Annotated in this window: 23 protein-coding genes; 12 read left to right on the top strand and 11 right to left on the bottom strand. The window is 68.9% G+C overall.

Annotated elements, in window-relative coordinates; all coding sequences use genetic code 11:
• Nucleotides 1-38: 38 nt before the first annotated feature.
• The 3 genes from Q8N10_RS16060 to Q8N10_RS16050 all read right to left on the bottom strand — a co-directional run bounded on the left by Q8N10_RS16060 (nt 39) and on the right by Q8N10_RS16050 (nt 2,979).
• Entirely contained in the window at nt 39-488 is a 450-nt protein-coding gene (locus Q8N10_RS16060; RefSeq protein WP_304779130.1) for a MaoC family dehydratase, read from the bottom strand.
• Between the two features lie 69 nt (nt 489-557).
• Entirely contained in the window at nt 558-1,247 is a 690-nt protein-coding gene (locus Q8N10_RS16055; RefSeq protein ID WP_304779127.1) for a class I SAM-dependent methyltransferase, read from the bottom strand.
• A 193-nt stretch (nt 1,248-1,440) separates the two neighbouring features.
• Nucleotides 1,441-2,979: an acyl-CoA synthetase gene (locus tag Q8N10_RS16050; RefSeq protein WP_304779125.1), complete on the bottom strand. Its 1,539-nt coding sequence runs from the start codon at nt 2,977-2,979 to the stop codon at nt 1,441-1,443.
• Between the two features lie 144 nt (nt 2,980-3,123).
• Here Q8N10_RS16050 and Q8N10_RS16045 point away from each other — a divergent pair, with 144 nt between their 5' ends.
• From Q8N10_RS16045 to Q8N10_RS16030, 4 genes are all read left to right on the top strand, one after another.
• On the top strand, nt 3,124-4,008 hold the full coding sequence (locus Q8N10_RS16045; RefSeq protein WP_304779123.1) for a crotonase/enoyl-CoA hydratase family protein: 885 nt from the start codon (nt 3,124-3,126) through the stop codon (nt 4,006-4,008).
• Between the two features lie 50 nt (nt 4,009-4,058).
• Nucleotides 4,059-5,270, top strand: coding sequence for a DUF2336 domain-containing protein (locus Q8N10_RS16040; RefSeq protein WP_304779121.1), 1,212 nt, complete (start codon nt 4,059-4,061; stop codon nt 5,268-5,270).
• Nucleotides 5,271-5,559: 289 nt separating this feature from the next.
• Nucleotides 5,560-5,979, top strand: a complete 420-nt coding sequence (locus tag Q8N10_RS16035; protein WP_215341617.1) for a MucR family transcriptional regulator — start codon at nt 5,560-5,562, stop codon at nt 5,977-5,979.
• Nucleotides 5,980-6,185: 206 nt separating this feature from the next.
• Nucleotides 6,186-6,680: a PAS domain-containing protein gene (locus Q8N10_RS16030; RefSeq protein ID WP_304779117.1), complete on the top strand. Its 495-nt coding sequence runs from the start codon at nt 6,186-6,188 to the stop codon at nt 6,678-6,680.
• Here the strand turns inward: Q8N10_RS16030 and Q8N10_RS16025 are convergent.
• The gene (locus Q8N10_RS16025; protein WP_304779114.1) at nt 6,677-7,099 is read right to left on the bottom strand and encodes a SufE family protein; all 423 of its coding nucleotides are present in this window, start codon (nt 7,097-7,099) and stop codon (nt 6,677-6,679) included. The two genes, Q8N10_RS16030 and Q8N10_RS16025, sit on opposite strands and share 4 nt — an antisense overlap.
• Nucleotides 7,100-7,145: 46 nt before the next feature.
• Entirely contained in the window at nt 7,146-7,931 is a 786-nt protein-coding gene (locus Q8N10_RS16020) for a sensor histidine kinase KdpD (protein WP_304779112.1), read from the bottom strand.
• A gap of 195 nt (nt 7,932-8,126) precedes the next feature.
• On the opposite strand from Q8N10_RS16020, the gene Q8N10_RS16015 reads away from it, so the two are divergent.
• A complete protein-coding gene (locus Q8N10_RS16015) occupies nt 8,127-9,797 on the top strand; it encodes a HAMP domain-containing sensor histidine kinase (protein WP_305339176.1) in 1,671 nt (556 codons plus the stop codon).
• Between the two features lie 40 nt (nt 9,798-9,837).
• Here the strand turns inward: Q8N10_RS16015 and Q8N10_RS16010 are convergent, their stop codons facing one another.
• Nucleotides 9,838-10,704 carry a hypothetical protein gene (locus Q8N10_RS16010; RefSeq protein WP_304779106.1) on the bottom strand — a complete coding sequence of 289 codons (867 nt, stop codon included), beginning with the start codon at nt 10,702-10,704 and terminating at the stop codon, nt 9,838-9,840.
• A gap of 136 nt (nt 10,705-10,840) precedes the next feature.
• Here Q8N10_RS16010 and Q8N10_RS16005 point away from each other — a divergent pair, with 136 nt between their 5' ends.
• The 7 genes from Q8N10_RS16005 to Q8N10_RS15975 all read left to right on the top strand — a co-directional run bounded on the left by Q8N10_RS16005 (nt 10,841) and on the right by Q8N10_RS15975 (nt 17,542).
• The gene (locus Q8N10_RS16005; RefSeq protein ID WP_304779104.1) at nt 10,841-11,173 is read left to right on the top strand and encodes a DUF1491 family protein; all 333 of its coding nucleotides are present in this window, start codon (nt 10,841-10,843) and stop codon (nt 11,171-11,173) included.
• Between the two features lie 105 nt (nt 11,174-11,278).
• On the top strand, nt 11,279-11,659 hold the full coding sequence (locus tag Q8N10_RS16000; RefSeq protein WP_304779102.1) for a hypothetical protein: 381 nt from the start codon (nt 11,279-11,281) through the stop codon (nt 11,657-11,659).
• A 54-nt stretch (nt 11,660-11,713) separates the two neighbouring features.
• On the top strand, nt 11,714-12,745 hold the full coding sequence (locus Q8N10_RS15995) for an ATP-dependent DNA ligase (RefSeq protein ID WP_304779099.1): 1,032 nt from the start codon (nt 11,714-11,716) through the stop codon (nt 12,743-12,745).
• Nucleotides 12,746-12,777: 32 nt separating this feature from the next.
• Nucleotides 12,778-14,379, top strand: coding sequence for a peptide chain release factor 3 (locus Q8N10_RS15990; RefSeq protein WP_304779096.1), 1,602 nt, complete (start codon nt 12,778-12,780; stop codon nt 14,377-14,379).
• 4 nt (nt 14,380-14,383) lie between these two features.
• Nucleotides 14,384-15,280 carry a class I SAM-dependent methyltransferase gene (locus Q8N10_RS15985; protein WP_304779092.1) on the top strand — a complete coding sequence of 299 codons (897 nt, stop codon included), beginning with the start codon at nt 14,384-14,386 and terminating at the stop codon, nt 15,278-15,280.
• Nucleotides 15,277-16,011: a pseudouridine synthase gene (locus Q8N10_RS15980; protein WP_304779090.1), complete on the top strand. Its 735-nt coding sequence runs from the start codon at nt 15,277-15,279 to the stop codon at nt 16,009-16,011. Before Q8N10_RS15985 ends, Q8N10_RS15980 begins: the two co-directional genes overlap by 4 nt.
• Nucleotides 16,012-16,168: 157 nt before the next feature.
• Entirely contained in the window at nt 16,169-17,542 is a 1,374-nt protein-coding gene (locus Q8N10_RS15975) for a hypothetical protein (RefSeq protein WP_304779087.1), read from the top strand.
• 10 nt (nt 17,543-17,552) lie between these two features.
• Here Q8N10_RS15975 and Q8N10_RS15970 read toward each other — a convergent pair whose 3' ends face one another.
• The 5 genes from Q8N10_RS15970 to Q8N10_RS15950 are packed head-to-tail and all read right to left on the bottom strand — an operon-like array spanning nt 17,553 to nt 21,944.
• On the bottom strand, nt 17,553-18,650 hold the full coding sequence (locus Q8N10_RS15970) for a DUF2336 domain-containing protein (RefSeq protein WP_304779084.1): 1,098 nt from the start codon (nt 18,648-18,650) through the stop codon (nt 17,553-17,555).
• Between the two features lie 7 nt (nt 18,651-18,657).
• Nucleotides 18,658-19,365 (bottom strand): hypothetical protein, encoded by a 708-nt coding sequence (locus tag Q8N10_RS15965; protein ID WP_304779081.1) that lies wholly within the window; start codon nt 19,363-19,365, stop codon nt 18,658-18,660.
• A 47-nt stretch (nt 19,366-19,412) separates the two neighbouring features.
• A complete protein-coding gene (locus Q8N10_RS15960) occupies nt 19,413-20,180 on the bottom strand; it encodes an ABC transporter permease (protein WP_304779078.1) in 768 nt (255 codons plus the stop codon).
• The gene (locus Q8N10_RS15955) at nt 20,177-20,929 is read right to left on the bottom strand and encodes an ABC transporter ATP-binding protein (protein WP_304779075.1); all 753 of its coding nucleotides are present in this window, start codon (nt 20,927-20,929) and stop codon (nt 20,177-20,179) included. The genes Q8N10_RS15960 and Q8N10_RS15955 overlap by 4 nt, the downstream gene beginning before the upstream one ends.
• A gap of 1 nt (nt 20,930) precedes the next feature.
• Nucleotides 20,931-21,944 (bottom strand): ABC transporter substrate-binding protein, encoded by a 1,014-nt coding sequence (locus Q8N10_RS15950; RefSeq protein WP_304779073.1) that lies wholly within the window; start codon nt 21,942-21,944, stop codon nt 20,931-20,933.
• Nucleotides 21,945-22,099: the final 155 nt, after the last annotated feature.

The raw sequence follows: 22,099 nt of genomic DNA, 5'->3' as shown, positions 1-22,099 counted from the left end.
ACCTCCCCGCCCGAAGGCAGGGAGGGCCGTTGCAGCTCTTACGCCCCGTACAGCAGGGACAGGGTCTCGGCGATGCAGGCGGGCTTTTCCTCGCCTTCGATCTCGATGGTGCATTCCATGCGGATCTGGACGCCGCCGGCCTTGGCGTCGACGCCGATCAGCTTCTGGCGCAGACGCACGCGCTTGCCGACCCGGACCATGTTCACGAAGCGCACCTTGTCGGAGCCGTAGTTGATCCCGCGGGTGACGCCCTTCACCGGCATCAGTCCACCGCCCAGGAAGGGCAGCAGCGACAGGGTCAGGTAGCCGTGAGCGATGGGGCCGCCCATTTCGCGGTTGGCCCGCTCCACGTCGACGTGGATCCACTGGTGGTCACCCGTGGCCTCGGCGAACTGGTTCACGCGCTCCTGGGTGATCTCCAGCCAGTCGGACACGCCGGTCTCCTGGCCAACCAGACCGGGCAGATCCTTGAATTCCACGGGGTTCATATTTCTCGTCCTCGTCTTTGAAACAGGTGTTCGACCTCTAGAGGGTGACAGCCGCCAGTGGAAGCCAGATCAGGCGACCGCCTCGGCCAGGAAGGTCGCATAGACCCCGTCATGGGTGCGGCTGAGCAGCCGGAAGCCGGCGTCGTCGATCATCCGGGCCAGGATCCAGCCGAAGGTCGAGTGCTCCTCCCGCACATGGCAGGCGACGTCCTCGCGGCTGTAGCCGGTCTCTCGCGTCATCCAGCCGATCCAGCTCTCCACCGTGCGCGGGATGGCGTCGGGAGTGCAGTTGAAGGCCACGTCGCGAATGTAGATCCGCCCGCCGGGCTTCAGGGCGTCGCGCATACGGGTCAGGGCCACGGACTTCCACATGTCGGGCAGGTGGTGCAGGGCGTTCTTGGTGATGATCAGGTCCAGGTCACCGGAGGCCGGGAAGGTCAGGAAGCCGCCGAGCTCGAAGGTGATGTTGGTCACGCCCATCTCGCGGGCTCGGGTCCGGGCGGCGTTGAGCATGGTGTCGGAGACGTCGATGGCCCGGACCGAGCGGGCCATGCCGCCGGCGGCGCAGGCCAGGATGCCGGTGCCACAGCCGATATCGGCCAACGCGGTCTCACGGGTCACCCCCAGCCCGGAGAGCAGGGCGCGGTCGGCGGCCAGGTCGCCGCCCTGGCGGGCGTCATAGGTCGCGACCTGGACGTCGTCCTCGAAATCGAGGCCGACCTGCTTGAGGTCGTCGTACCACCAGTCGGGTTGGGTCATGTCTGTCTCCATCTTGGAACGCGGATGGAGAGGGGGTGACCGATCCATCCGCAGGCTTGCGGGGGATCGGTGAGCGAAGAGGTCTGTCTAGACTCGCGCGCGCCCAATCCCCGGAGAGGGATTGGCTACGTTCTGGGCGAGGCGGGTCCGGAGGCTCATGCTGTAGCCAGACTACACCTTATGCCGGGGCGGTCTAGACGATCTTGGAGCCTTCCTTGCCCCAGTAGGCGTCGCGGATCAGGCGCTTGTAGAGCTTGCCGGTAGGGTGGCGCGGCAGTTCCTGCATGAAGTCGAGGATGCGCGGCGACTTCACGTGGGACAGGTTGGCCCGGCAGAAGGCCATCAGCTCGTCTTTCAGGGCGTCGCCGGCCTCGTCCCAGTTCATCGGCTGGATCACCGCGGCCACCTGTTCGCCCATCTCCTCGTGCGGCGCGCCCACCACGGCGGCGTCGGCCACCTTGGGGTGGGTGATCAGCAGGTTCTCGAGTTCCTGCGGATAGATGTTCACCCCGCCGGAGATGATCATAAAGCTCTTGCGGTCGGTGAGGTAGAGGAAGCCCTCCTCGTCCAGCCAGCCCACATCGCCCAGCGTCGTCCAGCCGTGCTGGTTGGTGTTCTCGGCGATCTTGTCGGGCGCGTTGTGATAGGTCAGCGGCGCGCCGCCGGCGAAATAGACCGTGCCTTCGCTGCGGGGCGGCAATTCCTCGCCCTCCTCGCCGACGATCTTGGCTTCGCCCAGGATCGCGCGGCCCACGGTGCCCTTGTGGGTCAGCCAGTCGTGCGGGCCGACATAGCAGAAGCCGTTGCCCTCTGACCCAGCGTAGTACTCGTGGATCACCGGGCCCCACCAGGCCAGCATCTGTTCCTTCACGGGGATGGGGCAGGGGGCGGCGGCATGCACCGCCGAGCGCATGGAGGACACGTCGTACCGGGTGCGCACCTCTTCCGGCAGCTTCAGCATGCGCACGAAGTGGGTAGGTACGAACTGGCCGACGTCGACCTTGTACTTCTCGATCAGGGCCAGCATCGCCTCAGGATCGAACTTCTCCATCACGATCACCGTGCCGCCCAGCTGATGAACGGCCATGCACCAGCGCAGCGGGGCCGCGTGATAGAGCGGGGCGGGCGAGATGTAGACGCTGTCAGGCTTGAATCCGAACAGGCCGGCCGCGAGGTTCGCCACGCCGCCCGCCTCGTCGATCGGTCCGCCGGTCAGGGGCGGCTTGATTCCCTTGGGGCGGCCGGTGGTGCCCGATGAGTAGAGCATGTCGCGGCCGGCGGTCTCGTCAGCCACCGGCGTGGCCGGCATCTTGTCCCGAGCGGCCTCGAAGCTCTCGTAGGGCGCCCGCGCATCCCCCACCATGTAGAGCCGCACGCCCGGCAGCAGGGCCGGCACTTCGTCGATCACCGGCCCAATCCCCGCCGAGGTCACCAGCAGCTTCGCGGCGCAGTCCTTCATGATGTAGTCGATCTCGCCCGCGGTCAGCTTGGACGAGATGCAGGCGTAGTAGAGCCCTGAACGCTGGGCGGCCCAGGCGATCTCGAAGAAGCGCGGGCTATTGTCCATCAGGATGGCGATGACGTCGCCGGTCACGAGGCCAAGGGACCGGAAAAGCTGCGCGCCCTGGTTGGAGCGGTCGTCCAGCTGCCTGTAGGTCACCGTCTCCCCGGTTCCCGCCATGATGTAGGCAGCGCGGTCGGGATGGGTCTTGGCGTGGGTGGCCGGATGCATGGCGGGTCCTGAAAACTGGGGGCCGGACGCCTTTGCGGCGCTCCGGACCTCCTCCCAAACTATCGTTCTTAATCCGACGATGCGGCGCTTGACGGACCGTCCGTCAAGCGGTGCGAACTGAAGAAAATCAGGGAGGAAGAGACGATGGCCACGCAGACTTTCGAGACGCTCGCCTATGCCGTCGATGACGGGGTCGCGACCATCACGCTAAACCGGCCCGACAAGCTGAACGCCTTCAACACCCAGATGATGAAGGACATGATCGCGGCTTTCGACGTCACCGACGCCGACGATGCGGTGAAGGCTGTGATCGTCACGGGCGCCGGCCGGGGCTTCTGCGCCGGAGCTGATCTTTCCGGAGGCGCCCAGACCTTCGACTACGACGCGCGCGGCGGCGAGGACAAGGAAGCCCGCACCCGCGACGGCGTGCAGCGCGATGGTGGCGGCCTCCTGACGCTGCGGATCTATGAGAGCCTGAAGCCGGTGATCGCCGCGGTGAACGGCCCGGCGGTGGGGGTCGGGGTCACCATGCAGCTGCCGATGGACATCCGCCTGGCCTCCACCGAGGCCCGGTTCGGCCTGGTCTTCGCCCGGCGCGGCCTCAATCCCGAGGCGGCCTCCTCGTGGTTCCTGCCCAAGGTGGTAGGGATCCAAACGGCTCTGGAGTGGTGCTATACCGGCCGCATCTTCTCGGCCCAGGAGGCCCTGGACAAGGGCCTGGTCCGCTCGCTGCATGCGCCCGAGGACCTGCTGCCGGCCGCGCGCGCCCTGGCCCGTGAGATCGCCGACAACACCGCGCCGGTGTCCATCGCCATCACCCGCCAGCTCCTGTGGCGAATGGCGGGCGCCAACCACCCCATGGAGGCCCACCGCGCCGACAGCCGCGGCATCCAGACCCGCGGCGCCATGGCCGACGCTCGCGAAGGTGTGATGTCCTTCCTGGAGAAGCGTCCGCCGGCCTTTACCGACAGGGTTTCCACCGACGTTCCCGACATCTGGGAGCAGTGGAGCGCGCCCACGTTCAAGTGACGTGAAAACGTCCGGTTAAGGCCGCTATGGTGTGATCAGCACAGATCACCATGAACCCAGCCGCGACCCCTCCCGAAACCGGACAGCCGCCCATCTTCCGGGCGCGCGCCGCCCTGCTCAAGCGGATGGCCGACGTCGTCTGCCTGCCGTCGTCGCGGGTGAACGCCTTCGAGCGCGCCATGACCGCCGACCTGCTGGTTGACATGCTGCGGGAGGCCGAACCGGCGGACCGGCTGAAGGTGGCCCGCCGCCTGGCGAACCTGTCGGAAATTCCCGCCAGTCTGGTGCGCCTGCTGCTGCGCGATCACGTGGAAATCGCCGAGGCCCTGCTCACCCACTGCGCCTCGTTGTCGGACTCCGACCTGCTGGACTGCGCCCGCTCGGCGGGACTGGAGCACCGCCGCCTGATCGCCATGCGGCGCGGGGTCAGCGAGGTGGTCTGCGAGGTGCTGATCGAGTTCGGTGAGGCCCTGGTCATCGAGTGCCTGCTGAAGAACGACCTCGCCAAGCTTTCCAACCCCTGCGTGGAGGCCATCGTGGCCTCCACGCGCGGCGACGCGCGTACCGCCCCGACCCTGCTGCGTCGCCCTGAGTTGCGGCCGGCCCACGCCTATGTGCTGTTCTGGTGGGCCGACGCCGACGCTAGGCGCACCATCCTCCAGCGGTTTGCGGTCTCCCGTGAAGTGCTGCAGGAAGCCACTGGCGACATCTTCCCCATGGCGGCCGCCGAGAACTGGCAAGATCCGCTGGCGAGAAAAGCGCTGCAGTTTATCGAGCGCCGGCAACGCAACCGGGCGGCGATTGAAAAATCGCCGTTCGACAGTCTCGAGGCCGCGGTTGCTGCGGCGCAAGGTGGAATGACCCGCGAGACGGCGGAGGAAATCTCCTACCTGTCGGGCCTGAAACCCATGACCGGCGCGAAGATCTTCACCGATCCGGGCGGAGAACCGCTGGCGATCCTGTGCAAGGCCACGGGCCTCCCCAAGCAGGCTGTGCGGGCCCTGTGGCGGGGCCTTCGGCGCCCCGAAACCGCGGCTGACGGAAGCCCCGATCCGAACCTGGATCGGGTGCTGACCACCTACGACATGATCGCGGTTGATCGTGCGCAAACCGTTCTACGTTACTGGAATTGGTCCCTCTCCTCCGCCCTGACTCCGGCATTGCTCAAGGCGATTCGCGACGGCGATGAGGACGGGGCAGACGAATACTCAATTCCACAGCGCGCGGCCATGCTGGCGCTGTCCAAGGAATTCGGCCGCTAGGCGCGGCAGGAGCAAAAGTCTGATTTAATGTTGCTCAGAACCAGCTGCTGATCAACGCTGGCTCTGCGGACTGTCGTGTTCGAGATTATCGCGCCTTCGCTACTGCGGTGCGGCGCCACCTTTGGGCGAAAAACCGATGTTCGTCTTTGCAGCGAACGCGTTCGCCCAAGTTCATCCCGGTTCGCGCCACTTGTGCTTGGCTTGAGTCCCCTATAATGACCCCGTAACTGATGTCGTGAATCAGTCATCCCCCCCACTTGGGTAGTTTCCCAATACGGAATCGAGAATTATGGACGAGAAGTCGGAAGTCATTGAGATGACGGCGGATATTGTCTCCGCTTACGTCGGCAACAATTCGGTCGCGGCCTCGGATTTGCCCGCGCTTATCCAGAGCATCCACCGCGCGCTGTCTGGTATTTCACAGGGTTCTGACGTTCAGGAAGCTGCGCCGAAGGAACCTGCGGTCCCCGTCCGCCGCTCAATCACGCCGGACCATCTGGTGTGCCTGGAGGATGGCCGCAAGTTCAAGTCTCTGAAGCGCCACCTGCGTACGAAATACAATATGAGCCCCGAGGAATACCGGGCCAAGTGGGGTCTGCCGAAGGATTACCCGATGGTCGCGCCGAACTACGCCAAGGCGCGCTCGGACCTCGCCAAGCAGATGGGCCTGGGCCAAGGCGGCCGTCAGGCCCCCCGCAAGCGCAAATAAGGCCTCTCGCTTCTTTCGCGATGAGAGACGGAACGCCCGCCCACCCGGCGGGCGTTTTGCTGTCCGGAGCGTGCCAAACCTGGACCTGCCGCCTGCGGCAAATTCGGATTTCTTGGCCTGCGCCACGATTTCGCCTTGCCGCAGATTCGCGGCTCAGGCGATAAGTGATTCGTCGTGATTCCAAGGGGTTGTTAAGGAATCTGAATATGGCGGCACAGATCGGATCATCAGCAGCGGCCGCCCGCGCCCATGAGGAGCTCTATGCCTACTGGGCGGGACTCCGGAGTGGGCCCAGGTTGCCGGGCCGGGGCGACATCAAGCCCGAGGACTTCAAGCGCCTCCTGCCGACGGTCAGCCTGATCGACGTGCGTCGCGATCCCTTGGACTTCCGCCTGCGCCTGGCCGGCACCGGCCTCTACAGCGTCTATGGCCGGGAGATCACCGGACGCGGCCTCGACGACGTCTACAACAGCGCCGCCGCCGACTACTGGCGGGTCGAATTGGGCAAGATCGTTGAAGATCGGCGGCCAGCGGTGGGGGTCCACAGCCTTTCCTGGCGGGGCGCCTCGCACATGTCGATCCTCTGGTTGCGCCTGCCGCTGGCGACCAACGGCGTCGATGTCGACATGATCCTGGGCTACGACGCGGTGGTCGGCATCCAGGGCCAGACCAGCTCCAGCAGCGGCATCCGCGCGGCTTAAGCCGCCAGCGCCTCGGCGTCGCGCCGGATACGACCCACCATCGAGGCCAAGCCATTCGATCTCTGCGCCGACAGGTGGCCGCTCAGGCCGAGCTGGTCGAAGGCTGACTTGGCGTCAAAATCGCGAATCGCGGCGGCCGCCTTTTCCGAATAGAGCCGCAGCACCACGGCGATCAGGCCCCGCACGATATGGGCGTCGGAATCCCCCCGGAAGGTCACCGTGCCGTCGGCGTGAGGCTCGGTCACCAGCCAGACCTGACTGGCGCAGCCCCGCACCTTGTTGGCCTCGCTGCGTTCGCTGTCGGTCAGCGGCGCAAGGTCTTTCCCCAGGTCGATCACGTAGCGGTAGCGTTCCTCCCAATCCTCCAGGAGGTCGAACTCCGAGACCAGGTCGGCGAGATCGTCTTCGATGGTGCGCATGCTGTCGGCGACTTAAGGGGCCGCAAGCCCGCGCGCAACCGTGGGCTCAGCCCGCCGGCAGGCGAACATTGGCCAGCAGGCCACCCTCGGGGCCGGGGATCAGCTTCAGCCGACCGCCCATGGCCTGGCACAGCAGGTTGACGATGGGCAGGCCCAGGCCCGCCCCCTCGCTGCGGCGAGTCAGGGCGCTGTCGCCTTGCTCGAAGGGGCGCAGCAGGCGGGCGATATCGGCCGGGTCGATGCCGGGACCCTGGTCGAGGACGCGGATGTCGATCTCGTCGCCGTCTCGCGTGGCGGTGATCTCGATGGCCGAGCCCTCCGGCGAGAACACCACGGCGTTGTGGATCAGGTTGGTGAGCACGGTGCGAAGGCCGCGCGGATCGGCCCTCACCGACGGCAGGGATCCTTCCTCGCGCACGATGACCACTGTTTTGCGGTTGGCGATCTCCTCGCGCAGGCCGTCCAGGGCGTCGTCCATCGCGTGGTCCAGGGCCTCGACCCGCAGGTCCAGGTCCATGGCCCGGCCTTCAAGGCGCGCGATTTCCAGAATCTGGTTCACCAGGTTCAGCAGACGCTGGCCGCTGGCGCGGATGATGCCGGCATATTCCTTGTACTGCGGCGCGCCGAGCGGGCCGTAGAGCTCCTGGGAGATGATCTCCGAGAAGCCGAGGATGGAGTTCAGGGGGGTCCGCAGCTCGTGGCTGACCATCCGCAGGAAGGAGCGCTGCTGGTCGTCCAGGGCGGCCTGACGGCGCGCGCGGGCGTTCGACCGCGGCGCAGCCGCGAGCGGCGAGTGGTCGTCATTGTCGGGAAGGGCCGCCGGGTGGGCCATGAAGACGTTCGCGCCTTTGACTGTTGATCCCCAATGTGGGGCGCAGGCGCTTACGATTTCGTTTCTTCCTGAAAGATCATGGGCTTGGACTTCATCCCCCAGGACGCGAGGAGCCTCGCAGGGACTCACCTGCCAGCGTAATGTTCCGCACTGGCGCCGTGTGCGCGCCGATGGGCGGAGGTCCCGAGACTAGACGTGGTCGAGAACGTGTCCACCCGACCCATGGGGACCCCCGGCGGACAACCGCCGCAGGAGCTCATATGGTGGCACGCGACCTGGCTCGCCGTGCTGGGTCTCGGGGTAGGCGTCATGCTTTTCGCCCCGATCCTCCAGACCGCCTCGGCCATGAGCGCCCTGGCGCTGGGCGCCGCGCCCGCCCTGGCCGGCCTCGTGCTCGCCCGGTCACGGCACGTGGCGGCCCACAGCCTGATCCTGTTCAACTGGGGCGCGGGGGGCGTCCTGGCCGCCCTGCTCACCGGCGGCGTCGCCGGTCCCCTGGCCGTATGGCACCTGGCGCCCCTGGCCGCCGCGGCCGCCATGGGGCGGATTGATCGCCTGGCCATGGGGGCGGCGATCAGTCTGGCGGCGATCTGCGTCTCCCTGCTGGCCGGCCTGACCCTCGGCTTGCCGCCCGCGCCGGCCCATGACCTTGCCTCGGGCCTGGGAGCGGTGGCGGTCATCACCACCTCGGTGGGGCTTGGCCTGGCGCTCATCGTCCTGCAGCGGCGGGTGATCCTGGACACACGCCGCCGCGCCCTCATGGAGGTCCGCCTGCGGGAGGCGCTGGGCGATCAGCCGCATCTGCTGTTGATCGTCCAGCCCGGCGGCAAGCTGGTCACCGCGTGGGGGAACGCGCCGCGCGGCCTGAAGGGCCAGGTTTTAGCGGGCCGCCCCCTGGCGCAGCTCGCCACCCCCGCCGATCGTCCCCGCCTGGAGGCGGCCCTGCGCGAGGCGATCCTGGAGGGGCGTTCCGAGGTCGGGTTCGCGCCGGCCGGCGCGCCGGCGCTCTGGCACGAACTTTCCCTGCGGCGGGTGAACCCGCAGCGGCTGACCGGTTCGATCCGCGACGCCGGCGCTCAGCGCGCGCGCGAACAGGCCCTCGATCAGGCCCGCATCGACGCCGAGACCGCCAATGCCGGCAAGTCGCGCTTCCTGGCCAATATGAGCCATGAGCTGCGCACGCCCCTGAACGCCATTATGGGCTTCTCGGACATCATGCGGCAGTCGCTGTTCGGGCCGATGCCCGAGAAGTACGGCGAGTACTCGGCCCTGATCCACGAGTCCGGCGAGCACCTGCTGGAGCTCATCAACGACGTCCTGGACATGTCGAAGATCGAGGCCGAGCGGTTCGAGCTCTATCGCGAGGAATTCGACGCCCGCGACGCCATCTCCGCCGTCATGCGCCTGATGCGAGGCCAGGCCGACCGCGCGGGCGTCAGCCTGCGGGGCCTGATGCCCAAGGAGCCGCTGGAGGTCAACGCCGACCGCCGGGCCATGAAGCAGATCGCCCTGAACCTGATCTCCAACGCGCTCAAGTTCACCCCCAAGGGCGGGACGGTGACGGTGACCGCCCATGCGGAGGGCCCCATGCTGGAGCTCATCGTCGCCGACAGCGGCGTGGGCATCAGCGCGGCCGACCTGCAGCGCCTGGGCAAGCCCTTCGAACAGGCGGGCGGCGCCGACCAACGCGCGGCGGGGACGGGTCTGGGCCTTTCCCTGGTCCGCGCCTTCGCCGAACTGCACGGCGGCGACATGGCCATCGAAAGCCAGCTGGGGGAGGGCGCCACGGTGACGGTGCGCCTGCCGGTGATGGAGCTTGCCGAGATCGAGCCTGCGCCCGAAACGGCCGAAGAGACCGCGACCTAGCCGGTCCCCCTTCCCCGTAGACGGGCGGGAAAGGTGGGGCCTAGCGGCTGGCTGTTTGCAGGAACGCCCGCCCGGCCGCGAAGTCTCCTACCTCGACATAGGCGCGGCGCGCGGCGTCCCCCGCGAACAGGAACTCCACCATCACCGCCTCGCGCGGATCGAGGCCCGACAAGGTGCGTGCGGCCTCCGCCGGAAAGCGGAAGGCCCAGCCGTTCTTCACGTCCTTCGGCAGCAGATCGAGGCCAGCCCGGCTGCGCGCCTCCGCCGGATAGGCGGTCTGAGCGGCGGGTGGCGGCAAGCGGCGAGTCAGGGGAAGGCGGTCGAGGGGCTCGCCCCGGGTGTCGAGATAGGGGCCCAGTGTTAGCGCCGCATCGCGCAGGACCAGACGCGCGGCGTAGGGCTCGGCGCCGTCGGTGAAGGTGGCGACCGCCATCAGCCGGTTCGCGCCGGCCCGGCCGGCCAGGCCGAAAGCCATGCGGCCCCCATCGAAGGGGCCGTCCTGGATGAGGCGCCACCGGGCGCCGGTGGACGAGGAGCTGCGGTCGGCGCGCCAGGCCGAGACATCGCCCGGATAGTCCATCTTGATGAGCTTGGCGTACCCCTCGAAGGCGGTGCGCACCCGGCTGGCGGCCGAGTCGAGGTCGGCGGAGTCGCAGGCCACGGCGCTGGCCTTCTGCGCCGCGCGCCGTTCAACGGCGTTGAGGGTCGCACGGTCGGTCCCGGCGCGCAGGGCCGCGCCGCGGGCCTGGGCCTGGGCGGCCGCCAGGGCCGAGCCCACGGGCCCTGAGAACAGGCCGCATCGCGCGTCCGCCGCGGTCATCACCGTGCGTTCGTAGAAGAGGTCGACGCTGCTCGCGCTCGCCAGTCCGGGCGCGGCGCTGAGCGCCACGGCCAGGGCAGTCCCCATCCACCAACACGCCGGGCGCCGCACTTTGTTGTGCGTTGGGCTCGTCATGCTCTCTCATTGTCCCTTATGGTCGGGACGTTGAGCCCACCCTAGACGCTCGCCCTTTCCGGTCCGTTACGAGAGACCTTGCTGCGACATGATGCTGTCCACGGACATCTGGGTGGCCGCCCTGATCCGCCGCGCCGAACTGGCGGGTGGTTTCGGCATCGTGGCGCGCAAGGGTGACGCCCGGGCCGGCAGCGTGCTGGTCAAGGTGCTGAACCTGGATGACAAGACCACCCGGCTCTATTCCGAGGCCACCCGCGGTGATGGCGAGCGCATCTGGATGCGGCCCGCCTTGTTCGACAACGAGACTGACCTCGACCGCTATATCCAGAAGTCCCTGCGGATCGACCCCGATCTCTGGGTTGTGGACATTGAGGACAAGAAGGGCCGCCATTTCCTGACCGAGCCGGTAGAGGACGCCTGAGCCAGGGTGAACCCGCGATTCATCGCCTTTGTGCACAAGCCCTAAAGTCAGCCATGCGACATTGGCGCTGTGCTCCCCCAAGCCCAGCCCATCGCGTAGTCGCCCATGCTTTTCCTGATGAACGACGTGGTTCTGAACCTCAACGGCCTGAAGATGACGCCGAAGATCACGAACCGCCGGTTTCGTGACCTGCCCTTCAACGCGGTCAGCCGGCTCGGGCAGGAACTCTACGCCGAGAGCCCTCTGTTGCATCACCGCCGGCCCGAGCGGGCCAAGCGCCTGGGTCTGCTGATCATGGCCAAGGCCCCGGCCATCAACGCCGCGCTGTTCGTCGCGCCCCATTTCGGCTGCAACCCCGACGAGGTGACGATGCGCTACGTCAATGTCGACTTCGAGATCATGGCCCGTCTGGCCAAGCGCCAGGACGAGGGCGAGATGGACAAGATCTGGACCGACCGGCAGGTCTGGAAGCGGCTGGCGGCGTAGCCGGAACGACTCGGCGGCCGAGCGGGTTGCGGAGTCTTTCGATCGGAGCCTTGCGTGACCCTCAAAGTCCCCTTCGACCTGCCGCCCATGGAGGCCAAGCTGGTGGCCGCCCTGCCTGACGAGCCGGGCTGGCGGTTCGAGCCCAAGTGGGACGGCTTCCGCTGCCTGGCCTTCAAGGACGGAGGCGACGTCCAGCTGCAGTCCAAGTCCGGTAAGCCCCTGACCCGGTACTTCCCCGAAATGGCGGCGGCCCTGGCCGAGCTACCGATCACGTGTTTCGTGCTGGATGGCGAACTCACCATCTCGGTGGACGGCAAGCTCTCCTTCGACGCCCTGCAGGCGCGCCTGCACCCCGCCGCCAGCCGGGTGGAGAAGCTCAGCCGCGAGACGCCCGCCAAGTTCATCGTCTTCGACTGCCTGGCGGGCGAGGACGGCAAGTCCCTGGTCGGCCAGCCGCTCAGCGCGCGGCGCATGGCGCTCAAGTCCATCGCCGCCAGCTTCAAGGGCGCTGACGCCATCCGCCTCTCTCCGGGGACGGAGGACCGCAAGGCCGCAGAGGACTGGCTGGCCCAATCCGGCGGCGCCCTGGACGGCGTCGTCGCCAAGCGTCTGGACGAGGCCTACCAACCCGGCGAGCGCGCCATGCTGAAGGTCAAGCAGCTGCGCAGCGCCGACTGCGTGGTCGGCGGCTTCCGCTATGAGAAGGACTCCGAATTCGTCGCGTCATTGCTGTTGGGCCTCTATGACGACGCCGGCCTGCTGAACCACGTCGGCTTCACCTCGATGATCAGCGACGCCGAGCGGCCCGACCTGACCCGGAGGCTCGAGGCCCTGGCCGGACCCCCAGGCTTCACCGGCAAGGCGCCGGGCGGACCCAGCCGCTGGACCACCGACCGCAGCGCGCAGTGGTCGCCGCTGCGACCCGAGCTGGTGGTGGAGGTCCGCTACGACCAGGTCACCGGCGCCCGGTTCCGCCACGGGACCCGCCTGCTGCGCTGGCGGCCCGACAAGGCGCCGACCCAGTGCACCATGGAACAGCTGCAGCCGGAGGCCGCGCCGGCCGAGGTGATCGCCGCGATCGGCTAGCTTCGCGGCGCTTGCTGCGCTAGTCCCCGCCCATGAGCAATTCTCCCGCCGCCGAGGCCGCGCGCCGGCGCACCTTCGCCATCATCTCCCACCCGGACGCCGGCAAGACGACCCTGACCGAGAACCTGCTGCTGGCGGGCGGCGCGATCCGCGCGGCCGGCGCGGTGCGGGCCCGTGGCGAGAACCGACGGACCCGGTCCGACTGGATGAAGATCGAGCGCGAGCGCGGCATCTCCGTCTCGGCCAGCGTCATGACCTTCGACCACGACGGCCTGATGTTCAACCTGCTGGACACCCCGGGCCACGAGGACTTCTCGGAAGACACCTACCGGACACTGACGGCCGCCGACGCCGCGGTCATGGTGCTGGACGCCGCCAAGGGGATCGAGCCCCAGACCCTGAAGCTGTTCGAGGTCTGCCGCCTGCGCGACATCCCCATCGTCACCTTCATCAACAAGATGGACCGCGAGGCCCAGGATCCCATCGAGCTGCTCGACGAGATCGCGTCCAAGCTCGCCCTCGATCCGGCGCCGCTGTACTGGCCGGCCGGTTCGGGCGGGCGGTTCAAGGGCATGCTGGACCTGCGCAACCAGCAGTTCCTGCCCTTCGCCAAGAAGACCGCCGACAACAAGGACGAGGGCCACCCCGCCGCCATCGGCTTCGCCGGCAATGCGGTGTCCAGCTATCTCAACCCCGATGAGCGCGCCGAGCTGGAAGAGACCGCCATGCTGGTGGGAGAGGCCTCCAAGCCCTTCGACCCGCAGGCCTTCCTCGAGGGCCACATGACCCCGGTCTTCTTCGGCTCGGCCCTGCGCCACTTTGGTATCGACCAGCTGCTGGCCGGCCTCGGCGCCTACGCCCCGCCGCCCAAGGCGGTGGCCGCGACCAAGGGCGGCGATGCCACCCACATCATCCCGGGCGACCCTGAGGTCACCGGCTTTGTCTTCAAGGTCCAGGCCAACATGGATCCGAACCACCGCGACCGCATCGCCTTCCTGCGCCTGTGCTCGGGCAAGTTCGCCCGCGGCATGAAGCTGAAGGTGCAGAACACTGGCCGCCAGCTGTCGGTCAACGCGCCGATCATGTTCTTCGCCTCGGACCGTGAACTGGCCGAGGAGGCTTTCGCCGGCGACGTCATCGGCATCCCCAACCATGGAGTCCTGCGGGTTGGCGACAGCCTGTCGGAGACCGGGACCATCCGCTTCGCGGGCCTGCCCAACTTCGCCCCGGAAATCCTGCAGCGGGTGCGCGTGAAGGACCCCCTGAAGGCCAAGCACCTGAAGAAGGCCCTGGAAGGCCTGGCCGAGGAGGGGGTGACCCAGCTGTTCCGGCCCCAGTTCGGCGCGGACTTCATCGTCGGCGCCGTGGGGCAACTTCAGTTCGAGGTGATGGCAGATCGGCTCGCCAACGAGTACCAGCTCGACGTCCAGTTCGAGGCCAGCCCCTTCGCCGAGGCCCGCTGGGTCACGGGGACCAAGGCTGAGATCGAGGACTTCACCGCCAAGCACAAGACCGCCATGGCCACCGACATCGACGAACAACCGGTGTTCCTGGCCAAGTCGGCCTGGGAGCTGGGCTATGTGGTCGAGCGCTATCCGACGGTGGCCTTCCACCGCACCCGGGAGCGGGGCTAGGGCCGTGGCCGCCGCGATCGTCTACGGGACCCCGCCCCACAACCTGGTCGATGTGCCGACCGGCGCGCTCCAGGTTTCCCCCATCCTGCCGGGCTCCACGGCCCTGGAGAGCCTGGCCGAGGTCAGCCTGGACGAGGCGGTGGTCGCCGCCCCGCCTGGCACCGCCGAGCGTGACTACGCCCTGGCCCAGGCCCTGCGCGTCCTCAAGCCCGGCGGGCGGCTGACCGCCTTCGCGCCGAAGGACAAGGGCGGTTCGCGCCTGAAGAAGAGTCTCGAGGCCTTCGGCTGCGAGGTCTTCGAGGAGTCCCGCAAGCACAACCGCATCTGCACGGTCGAGCGGCCGCAGACCGTCGCCGGTCTCGACGCGGTCCTGGCCAAGGGCGCGCCCCAGCAGATGGGCCAGCTCTGGAGCCAGCCCGGCGTGTTCAGCTGGGATCGGGTCGATCCAGGCAGCGCCCTGCTGCTCGCCAGCCTTCCGCCGCTGAAGGGTAGGGGCGCCGACTTCGGCGCCGGCATCGGCATCCTGGCCCTCACGGTCCTCGCCAGCCCGGACGTCAAGAGCCTGGTCCTGGTGGACGTCGATCGTCGCGCCGTCGAGGCCGCCACCAGGAACGTCGCCGACCCCCGTGCCACCATCCTCTGGGCCGACGTGCGTCAGGCCGGTCTGACCGATCTGGACTTCGTGGTGATGAACCCACCCTTCCATGACGGCGGGGCGGAAGACCGGGCCCTGGGCGTGGCCTTCATCGAGACCGCGGCCAAGGCCCTGCGCAAGGGCGGGTCCTGCTGGCTTACCGCCAACCGCCACCTGCCCTATGAACGGCCCCTGGCGGCCGCCTTCTCCAAGGTGGAGCTGCGGGCCGAGGCGGGCGGCTACAAGATCTACGAGGCCCGGAAGTGAGCAAGGCCCCGATGGCCCGGCTCGATCGCCTGCTGGCCAATCTCGGCTACGGCTCCCGGCGCGAGGTCAATGCGCTCGTCCGGGCCGGCGGGGTGGTGCTGGACGGCGTGACCCTGAAAGACGCCGGCGCCAAGGTCCCTATCGTCCGCGAGCTGCCGGCGCGCATGACCATCTCCGGCGTCGCGGTCGATCCCCCCGCGCCGCTCACCCTGATCATGCACAAGCCGCTCGGCGTGGTCTGTTCCCATCGCGAGGCTGGCCGCAGCGTCTATGAACTGCTGCCCACCCGCTGGCGCGCCCGCATGCCAGGGCTCTCCACCATCGGGCGCCTGGACAAGGACACCTCGGGCCTGCTGCTGATCACCGACGACGGGGATCTGCTGCACCGGGTGATCTCGCCCCGCGCCCACGTGGCCAAGCGCTACCTGGCCACCCTCGACCGGCCGCTGAGCGGGGAGGAGGGGACGATCTTCGCCGCCGGCGACCTGATGCTGGACAGCGAGGAGACGCCCCTGGCGCCCGCCGAGCTGCAGGTGATCTCGCCCACGCAAGCCGCGCTCACCATCACCGAGGGCCGCTACCATCAGGTCCGCCGCATGTTCGCCGCCGTCGGCAACCATGTGAACGCCCTGCACCGTGACTGCATAGGCGGCCTGGAGTTGCCCGCGGACCTGGCGGCCGGCGAGTGGCGTGTCCTGGACGAGGCCGGCGAGGCGTCGATCTTCGCCTAGCGCCGCAATTCGCCCAAAACGCGAAAATTCGTACTTCGTTAACCATAACGCACTGATTAACCACTTGTTTACGATCTCGGACCCGGCTTTGCTCCTTCCGGTCTGAACCCAAGACAGGCGTCCCGTGTTGAGACGCTAGGGTGATCGGAGCCGCGTCATGTTCGAGTTCGGTCGTGAACTTAAGCGCTTGTTCGGCGCTGAAGGCCTGAACACCCCGCGGGACGGCCTGACCGGCGGCGACTCCTCGCTGCTGGAATTGCTGGACCTGGAACTGCTGAAGACCGAGGCCAAGGCCGCCGATGTCGCCGCCGGCCGTGTCGGCGCCACCGACCGCGCCCAGCGCCGCCTGGAGGCCGCCATCGTCTGGCGCGAGGTCGCCCGTCGCTCCGGCGACGCGGTCGCCCTGCGCAAGGCCGCCGCCACCGCCGAGGCCGCCGCCGATCTCTTCGACCGCAATCGCCGTCCGGACGGCTGGGCGCGCGCCCGCTGCGAACAGGCCTTCTGCGCTATGCTGGGCGCCGAACTGTTCGGCGACGACGGCCTCAACGCCGCCGCCGATCTCGCCTTCCGCGAAGCCCGCGCCGCCGCCCGGGGCGGTCTCGCCCTGCCGCTGGCCGATGTCGGCATCGCCGCCCTTGAGGGCCGGTCCAGGATGGCCGCCGGCGACGCCCAGGCCGCCCGTGTCGTGGCCGCCCGTTTCACCATTCCGATCCAGGGCCTCCAGGTCCTCACCAAGCGCTGCCGCGCCGCCCGACTGCTGGCTGTCGAGGCCCGTCTGGTCCGCGCCGACCTGCTGCTGGGTTGGGGTGCGCGCCTGAAGGACCGCGACCTGCTGCAACAGGCCTTGGACGACGCCGAGACCGCCGTCGACGGCCTGGACGCCGCCTTCGAACCCTTGAGCTGGGCCCGCGCCGCGGCCCTGCGCGGCCAGGCTCTGGCCTTGCTGGGCGACGCCGCCGGTCAGATCGAGAGCGTGGCCGAGGCGGTCAACGCCCTGGCCGACGTGTTGGGCGAGCTCAACCGCGACCACAGCCCGATGGACTGGGCCCGCGTGCAGACCGCCCTGGCCGAAAGCCTCCAGGCGCTCGGCGAGGCAGGCGCCAGCGAGCGGGCCTACGAACAGGCCGTCACCTGCTACGACCGCGCCGCCATGGTGCTGAAGGAGATCCCGGCCCTCGCCCTGAGCGCCGTCAGCGCCTCCAACCGCGCGCTGTGCCTGGCCCGTTCAGCCGAACTCACCGGCGACCTCAATGTGCTGGACGCCGCCGAGACCGCCTTCCGCATCGAGCTCACCGCCATGTCGCCGGGCCGCGATCCCACCGCCTGGGCCCTGCTGCAGGTGAACCTCGCCCGCCTCTATGAAGCCCGCCTGGACATCACCGGCCGCGACCGGGGCGAACGGGCCGCCGCCGCCCACGCCCTCAACGCCGCCCTCGACGTCTTCGCCGAGCAGGGGCTGCGCTCGCTGAGCGTCATCGCGTCGGACGCCCTGGATCGTCTGACCCATACGAGCCCGCGCGCGGCCTACTAGGGCGTCAGGGTCAGGCGGCGGCGACGTCGCCGGTCTGGCGGCGCATGCGCCAGAAGCGGATGGTCCGTTGGGCGGCTTCGCGGGGCAGGTTTTCGTAGAGCTCGCCATATTCGCGGGCCCGGCCCATGGCGTTGGAGTCGCGGTCCAGGATCAGGACGGCGAAGGTCAGGTACAGCGAGCGGTCGAAGCCCGCCGCCTTGCAGACGATGGAGAGCGCGTCCAGCTCGCGGCGTTCCAGGATCCGCCGCGCGGTGTGGAAATCGATGTCGGCCAGTTCGCACAGGGCCACCAGGAACTTGGTGGTCTCGCGGTTGCGCAGGAAGCCCGCCAGCACCGGCGGGGTGATGGCCCCGCGCAGGCGCAGGATGCGCACGGCCTTCTCGGCCTCCACATAGTCGGCGGGCAGGGCGCCGTCGCGGGCGGCCAGCGTCTTGCGGCCGGCGGCCAGGGCCGCGTCCAGCTCGTCGGGATCGATCTCGCGGTTGCGCTCCAGGATCTGGTCGCGCAGGCGGGCCTCCACCACGAAATACATCTCGTTCAGGAGGTCGGCGGGCATCGACTTGCGGGCGACGACAGCGGCGTGCAGGGCCGGGTTCTCGGCGGCGCGGTCCACCACCATCTCGTGGGTCTCGCGCGACATCTCGGCGCCCTGGTTGGCCAGCAGGGTTCCCAGGGTCTCGTCGTCGCCGCGTTCCACGATGGCCTCGGAGACCGCCTCGGAGACGACGGTCCGCTGGCTGATGGCGCGCAGGTGATCCTGGCCGCGGGTACGGGCCACCGACAGCAGGTCGTCCTCGGTGAGCGCCGTGGAGCCCTCCAGCAGCGGACGGGCCACCTCGATGGAGGGGTCGCGCGCCAGGCTGCGGATCAGGCCGGCCGGCGCCGGATCGACGCCCGACATGCGCTGGGCCAGCTCCACGCGGACAGCTTCCTCCATTTCGCCAGCGAGCTGGGTCAGGACATCGTCGAACAGGGACAACTCGCCGGGCGCGCGGGGTTCGTCGGTGGTGAAGAACAGGTCGGTGACGCCGCGCAGCAGTTCACGCCGCCGGGAGCTGGAGGGCTCCTGGGCCAGTTCGATCAGGTCGTGAAGCTTCGTGCGCGTCATCAGGATCTCAGAACGGGCGACCGTCGCCGGCCTTGTCGGAACTGTTGTCGTCGCCGTCGTCGGTCTTCTTGGAGGCGGGCGCATCGGGGGGACCGATGAAGACGTAGCGGTCGCCGCCTTCGACGGTGGGGATCACGTCGGGCTCCAGGCCATAGGCCCGGTGCATCGAATAGAGCTTGGAGGAGCCGCCCACGTGGCGGGCCGTCGCCGAGGCGTCGACCACCTTCTGGCTGGCGGCGACCGCGGCCTGCTCCGGCAGGGGCGGTGGGCCGCCATAGAGGCTGGAGGGCGGCGGCGCATAGATCGGCGGCGAGGAAGAGGTCTGCTGGTCCAGGGAGGGCGCGGGCGAGGGCGCGCTCGGGCGCGGCGCCTGATAGGGGGCCTGGGGGACGAAGGGGGTGTAGGCTGGCGGCTGATAGGTCACGCGGCTGCTCTCGCCGGGGGGCGGGGGCAGGTCCCGATCCTGCGGCGCCGCCTGACGTCCGCGCGTGAACTGGCCGGCCAGGGCCAGGGGCTCGGGGCGCTGCATCATCCCGGGCTGGCCGCCGGTGCTCGGATAGGCGCGCTTGTTGGACCATCCCAGCATCGGGCCGGTGGGCGCGGGGGCCTGCTGCTCATAGGCCGGACGCTCATAGGGCCGGTTCCGGTCATCCTCCTGGGAGCCGGGCGTGATCGCACGGACGACGGCGGCGATAGCGTGGCCGAGGTTCATCATGCGACAACGCTAGCCGCGGTCGCTTAACCCTGAGCTAACGGGCGTCTTTAACGGCCACGCCACCAGGCCAGGCCCGTGCGCTCGGCGCGCTCCAGCAGGGCGTGCAGCACCACCCCCATCAGACCCAGCACCACCAGGGCGGCGATCATGCGCGCGGTCTGCAATTTGTTGCCGGCGTCGAGGATGCGCCAGGCCAGGCCGCGCACCCCGCCTGACCCCGCGCCGAACTCGGCCACCACCGCCCCGATCACCGCCAGGCCCGCGCCAACCTTATGACCTTCCAGCAGAAATGGGACGGCCGACGGCAGGCGCAGGCGCAGGACGCGCTGCAGGCGGCTCGCGCCATAGAGATCAAACAGCCGCTCCAGGTCGGGATCGGCGGCCTTCAGCCCCGTGACCGCGCCGGAGAAGATCGGGAAGAAGGCCACCAGCACGGCCAGGGCCACGATGGCGCGTTCGGGGTGATCAATGCCCGCCCAAATCAGCACCAGGGGCGCGATGGCCACCACCGGCGTCACCTGGAGAACCGAGGCCAATGGCCGCACCGCGCGGTCGATGAGCGGGCTCAGGCCCACCAGCAAGGCGATCGCCTGGGCCAGGATACTGGCGATCATCAGCGAGATCAGCGCCACCGACAGGGTGTTCCAGGCCGCCTGCATCAGGCTGGCGGTGTCCGTGGCCAGGGCCACGGCGACGTCGGAGGGCGCGGGCAGGAAATAGGCCGGCACGCCGGTGACCCGGCAGGCGATCTCCCACCCGGCCAGCAGCAGACCGATGAGAGCGAACGGCGCCAAGACGTCCAGTACGCGGTTCACGCCAAGCTCTCCGAGCCCTTGAGCAGCAGGTCCGACACCGCCTCCGCGGCTTCGCGGAACTCCGGCGTGGCGCGGAAGCCGATCAGGCGGGGCAGGTGGCCGGGCACGTTCACCTCGCCGGCGATGCGGCCGGGCCCCCGGGTCAGCACCGCCACGCGCGCGGCCATATAGGCGGCCTCCTCGACATTGTGGGTGACGAAGACGATAGCGGGCCCTGTCTCGCGCCACAGCTTCAGCACGTCGTCGGCCAGGGACCGCCGGGTGATCTCGTCCAGGGCGGCGAAGGGTTCGTCCAGCAGCAGCAGGCGCGGCTCGGTCACCAGGGCGCGCGCGAGAGAGGCGCGCATGGCCATGCCGCCCGACAGCTGGGCCGGGCGGGCCTGCTCGGCGCCGGCCAGGCCGACCCGGGCCAGGGCCTGGGCGGCGCGCTCACGAGCGGCCTTCTTCGGCACGCCCGCCAGTTCCAGGGGCAGGGCGACATTGGCCTGCGCCGTCATCCAGGGCGCCAGGGTCGGCGCCTGAAACACCACCGAGGTCTCGCCGCGCCCGGCGGTGCGGGTGACCGTTCCTCGGGTCGGCTGTTCCAGGCCCGCCAGCAGGCGCAGGGCCGTGGACTTGCCGCAGCCGGACGGACCCACCAGGGCGACGATCTCTCCCGCCGCGATGCTCAGGCTGAAGGGGCCCAGCGCGCGGCCGCGCTTGGCGTAGTCGACCTCCACGGCCTCAAGGGCGACGACGGGCGGCGGCACGCTACTTCGCGGCCGGGGCCACGAACTGCAGGGTGTAGGCCTTCTTGTAGTCGAGGGTCTTGGGATAGACGCCCTGTTCGGTGGCCATCCTGAAGAACTCGGCCCAACGGACGTCGCTCATCGTGCCGATGCCGGCGGTCTTGGCCTCGCCGCCGTCGACGATGCCGTAGGATTTCATCTTCGCCCGCGCCTGGTCCAGGACGTCCTGCGCCATCTCCGGATTGTCCTTGCGGATCAGGGCGTCGGCGGGCGCCGCGTCGCCGTTGAGATAGTCGTTCCACCCCTTGGCCGAGGCCTCCACGAAGGCCTGCACCGCCGCCGGGTTCTGATCGATCAGGCTCTGGGGAACCAGGATCATGGTGGCGTAGCTGGGATAGCCGTCGTCGGCCAGCAGGAAGACCTTGGCCTTCAGCTTGGCCTCCTTCTCCAGGGTGTAGGGCTCGCTGGTGACGTAGCCCTGCTGGGCCACGCGCTTGTCGGCCAGGAAGGGGGCGGAGTTGAAGGTGTACTTGCGGATCTGGTCGTCGCTGAACCCGTACTTGGACTTCAGCCACACCCAGAAGGCGGTGACCGAGGCGTCCGACAGCAGGATCGGGTGGCCCTTCAGGTCACTGATGCTCTCGATCCCCTGGTCGGGGTGGGCGATCAGGACCTGGGGGTCCTTCTGCATCATGGCCGCGACGGCCCTGACTGGCACGCCCTCCTGGGCCATGTTGAGCGCGATGAAGCTGTTGGAGCCCATGCCGGCCTGGACCGCCCCGGAGGCCAGCAGCTGCGGCACGTTCACACCGGGGCCACCCTGGACGATCTGCACGTCCAGGCCGCGCTTGGCGTACTCCCCGGTGGCCAGCGCCTGATAGAATCCGCCGTGCTCGGCCTGGGCGCGCCAGTCGGTGGCGAACCTGATGACGGTGGGCTGGCCGGCGGCCGGCGCGGTCTCGGCCTTCTTGGCCGGCGAGCAGGCGACGGCGAGAACCGCGAGGGCGGCGAGCGCAAGGCTGCGAAGGGCGTGCATGATCTGTCCCCAACTTCGATCATGGGGAACCTAGGGCGTGACGGCCCCGCTTCCAAGATGGGGGCGTGAACTTAGAGCATGTCAGGCGCAAGTGGGCGCCGGTTCGCCGCCCGGACATGCTCTAGATTCAAGGTCTAAGGTCGAGATGGCCCCCA

The organism is Phenylobacterium sp. (assembly GCF_030693625.1).
Classification (GTDB): domain Bacteria; phylum Pseudomonadota; class Alphaproteobacteria; order Caulobacterales; family Caulobacteraceae; genus Phenylobacterium; species Phenylobacterium ferrooxidans.
This window is presented reverse-complemented; position numbering and strand designations above follow the sequence as displayed.

Excerpts from the sequence above, each read along its gene's own strand:
- Q8N10_RS16060 (WP_304779130.1), bottom strand. The coding sequence starts at position 488 with ATGAACCCCGTGGAATTCAAGGATCTGCCCGGTCTGGTTGGCCAGGAG.
- Q8N10_RS16055 (WP_304779127.1), bottom strand. The coding sequence starts at position 1,247 with ATGACCCAACCCGACTGGTGGTACGACGACCTCAAGCAGGTCGGCCTC.
- Q8N10_RS16050 (WP_304779125.1), bottom strand. The coding sequence starts at position 2,979 with ATGCATCCGGCCACCCACGCCAAGACCCATCCCGACCGCGCTGCCTAC.
- Q8N10_RS16045 (WP_304779123.1), top strand. The coding sequence starts at position 3,124 with ATGGCCACGCAGACTTTCGAGACGCTCGCCTATGCCGTCGATGACGGG.
- Q8N10_RS16040 (WP_304779121.1), top strand. The coding sequence starts at position 4,059 with ATGAACCCAGCCGCGACCCCTCCCGAAACCGGACAGCCGCCCATCTTC.
- Q8N10_RS16035 (WP_215341617.1), top strand. The coding sequence starts at position 5,560 with ATGGACGAGAAGTCGGAAGTCATTGAGATGACGGCGGATATTGTCTCC.
- Q8N10_RS16030 (WP_304779117.1), top strand. The coding sequence starts at position 6,186 with ATGGCGGCACAGATCGGATCATCAGCAGCGGCCGCCCGCGCCCATGAG.
- Q8N10_RS16025 (WP_304779114.1), bottom strand. The coding sequence starts at position 7,099 with ATGCGCACCATCGAAGACGATCTCGCCGACCTGGTCTCGGAGTTCGAC.
- Q8N10_RS16020 (WP_304779112.1), bottom strand. The coding sequence starts at position 7,931 with ATGGCCCACCCGGCGGCCCTTCCCGACAATGACGACCACTCGCCGCTC.
- Q8N10_RS16010 (WP_304779106.1), bottom strand. The coding sequence starts at position 10,704 with ATGGGGACTGCCCTGGCCGTGGCGCTCAGCGCCGCGCCCGGACTGGCG.
- Q8N10_RS16005 (WP_304779104.1), top strand. The coding sequence starts at position 10,841 with ATGATGCTGTCCACGGACATCTGGGTGGCCGCCCTGATCCGCCGCGCC.
- Q8N10_RS16000 (WP_304779102.1), top strand. The coding sequence starts at position 11,279 with ATGCTTTTCCTGATGAACGACGTGGTTCTGAACCTCAACGGCCTGAAG.
- Q8N10_RS15990 (WP_304779096.1), top strand. The coding sequence starts at position 12,778 with ATGAGCAATTCTCCCGCCGCCGAGGCCGCGCGCCGGCGCACCTTCGCC.
- Q8N10_RS15975 (WP_304779087.1), top strand. The coding sequence starts at position 16,169 with ATGTTCGAGTTCGGTCGTGAACTTAAGCGCTTGTTCGGCGCTGAAGGC.
- Q8N10_RS15970 (WP_304779084.1), bottom strand. The coding sequence starts at position 18,650 with ATGACGCGCACGAAGCTTCACGACCTGATCGAACTGGCCCAGGAGCCC.
- Q8N10_RS15965 (WP_304779081.1), bottom strand. The coding sequence starts at position 19,365 with ATGATGAACCTCGGCCACGCTATCGCCGCCGTCGTCCGTGCGATCACG.
- Q8N10_RS15950 (WP_304779073.1), bottom strand. The coding sequence starts at position 21,944 with ATGCACGCCCTTCGCAGCCTTGCGCTCGCCGCCCTCGCGGTTCTCGCC.